We start from the raw sequence: 2,349 nt of genomic DNA, 5'->3' as shown, positions 1-2,349 counted from the left end.
TCATCGACCATGCCGATCGCGACGCCTTCATCGCCAGGTTCGTCCACGACTACAACCGGACTCGCCTCAAATGCCTCGGCTACCAGGCCCCGATCCAGGCCGTTGCTAAACTCACGGGACTGAACACGAAAGCAGGGACCCATAACCACAGGCGCGCATTGTTGGAGCGCGCTGCGGCTCCAGCTCGTCTCAACAATCAAGATTTGGGGTTATGGGTCCCGGCTTTCGCCGTGACGACGACAGGAGGTGCGGCCGAGCCTACGCTCCCGCCGCCATCACCACCTGCGCCAGCAATTGCTCGCGCTTGGACTGGGTGCGGTAGCCTCCCATCGTCGCGGCGAAGCGTTCGAGGATGCCGTCCTCGAAGGCGGTGACGATGGTGTCGTGGACATAGCTCTTGCGGCAGATCGCCGGCGTGTTGGACAGCTGGTCGGCGGCGGCGCGGATCGCATCCAGCACCTGGCGCTTGCGGCCGCGCTGGCTGGTGGCCGGCGTGATCCGCGACAGCGATTCCACGACGACGGCCGACGCCATCAGGGTGCGGAAATCCTTCAGCGAGATCTTGATGCCGGCGATCTCGCGCAGGAACGCGTTCACCGCCGTGGTCGAGGCGGCCCGCACCACGCCGGAACGGTCGTAATACTGAAACATGCGCTTGCCCGGGACGCCGCGCAGGATGCCGATCGCACGCACCAGCTTGGCCGCGTCGCATTCCTTGCGCACGGCCTTGCCGCCCTTGGCCTTGAAGGTCAGCACCAGGGAGTCGTCTTCCAGCGTGACGTTGGACTTCAAGAGCGTGGTGGCGCCGCGGGTGCCGTTGAGGCGCGCATAGGATTCGTTGCCGGGCCGGATCGCGGTGCGCGCGATCAGCTCGATCACCGCCGACAGCGCGAACTCGCGCGTCGGCTCGTCGCCGGACAGGAACGCCGAGACCTTGCGCCGGATCTTCGGCAGCGCGGCCACCAGCTTGGCGAGGCGATGCGCCTTGCGCTGCTCGCGAACCTTCTCCCAGTCGGCGTGATAGCGATATTGCAGCCGGCCCGCGGCATCGCGGCCGACCGCCTGCAGATGCGAACTCGGATCGCTGGAATAGCGCACCTGGCGATAGGCCGGCGGGACCGCCATCGCGTGCAGCCGGCGGATGGTGCGCGCATCGCGGATGCGCGAGCCATTGGCACGAACGAATGAATAGGTCTTGCCGCGCTTAATGCGGCGGATGGTCAATTCGTTCTGGTCGCCGAGCCGCAGGCCCAGATCGCGCGCCAGTTCTTCAACCGTCGTTCTGATGGCAGCGGGCGCGTCGAGCTTGAGTTTTGCCGGCGGCTGCAGCCTGGCCCGCGGCGGCTTGGACGGCCACTGGCCCAGTGCCTTTGCCAAGGCGACAGCGGGATCGGCGGAAACGGGCCGCACAGCCGCGATATTCTGCTGATCCATCATTACTCTCGCAAGACGCCTTGTTCCGCTGTTCTCCCGGTAATGCCGTTGCTTCGGGCTTCGTTCCGGTGGGCCGTCCGGGCCTCGGAAACGCGATTTAGGGCGTCACGGCTGACATTGCGAGTCGCGAATCAGTCATTGATGGTGCCAAATTACCTTTCATGGGTGCCATTCGCCCGCTAACGTTGATTTTGGGCTGCCCGGGATCGGACAAAATAACGCGAGCGCGGTACCGGAAACCGGCGTTTGAACGCCGCCGGAGGTCCACCGCGGTCCCCAGATCAGGTCAGCAACCTTGCCCTTTCGCGCGCCGCTCTTGCCGGGGCGCGGCTCGAGCTCGGCAGCCGCGGGCCGGTCCAACCGCTGGCCGCAATCAAGGATTATGCGGTCACGAACGTGTTGACGCAGCTCATCGCCGCGGCGTCCGACAATTCGTTCAATTGTGCCTGAAGCCGTCGATCAAAATCGGCGTCACTGCATCGTCATCGCACGCGACACTGCTGCGGTGGCGACGAACGGCGCAGAGAACGATACCACTACGACCAAGAGACCAGTGACCCGGAGCAGGCGATGGCGCATAGGTTTCTCTCGTCGATGCGTTGCGGTAAGCCGTCCTATCACAAGCGGAAGCCGGCGGACTATCCGGCGGCTTCAACGCGACGAAAGTGACAGTCCTTTTTCCTTGCCGGGCCGGAATGCGGCAACGCATAATCGCGGCAATGATCAAGACGGCTTGCCGTCGCGTCGTGCGCGATCGGCAATGAGTGGAGGAAAATGATGTCCGAGAAGATCTATGACGTGTCGGCCGACTGGGCCAAGCGCGCCTATATCGATGACGCCAAATATCGCGAGATGTACGCGCACTCGGTCAAGGACCCGAACGGCTTCTGGGCCGAGCACGGCAAGCGGATCGAC

Annotated in this window: 2 protein-coding genes; one reads left to right on the top strand and one right to left on the bottom strand. The window is 64.2% G+C overall.

Going from position 1 to position 2,349, the window contains the following annotated elements:
- Positions 1 to 258: 258 nt before the first annotated feature.
- Positions 259 to 1,437: a DNA topoisomerase IB gene (locus I6F38_RS43080; protein WP_092087762.1), complete on the bottom strand. Its 1,179-nt coding sequence runs from the start codon at positions 1,435 to 1,437 to the stop codon at positions 259 to 261.
- 774 nt (positions 1,438 to 2,211) lie between these two features.
- On the opposite strand from I6F38_RS43080, the gene I6F38_RS44175 reads away from it, so the two are divergent.
- A partial coding sequence (locus I6F38_RS44175) for an acetyl-coenzyme A synthetase N-terminal domain-containing protein (protein ID WP_276573546.1) occupies positions 2,212 to 2,349 on the top strand: 138 nt, incomplete at its 3' end.

Source organism: Bradyrhizobium sp. BRP56 (assembly GCF_020194035.1).
Lineage (GTDB): Bacteria > Pseudomonadota > Alphaproteobacteria > Rhizobiales > Xanthobacteraceae > Bradyrhizobium > Bradyrhizobium australafricanum.
Note: the sequence above shows the minus strand (reverse complement) of the source record. Positions and strands in the feature narration are given on the sequence as shown.

Bases quoted from the DNA above. Each gene is read 5' to 3' on its own strand.
- I6F38_RS43080 (WP_092087762.1), bottom strand. From the start codon at position 1,437: ATGATGGATCAGCAGAATATCGCGGCTGTGCGGCCCGTTTCCGCCGAT.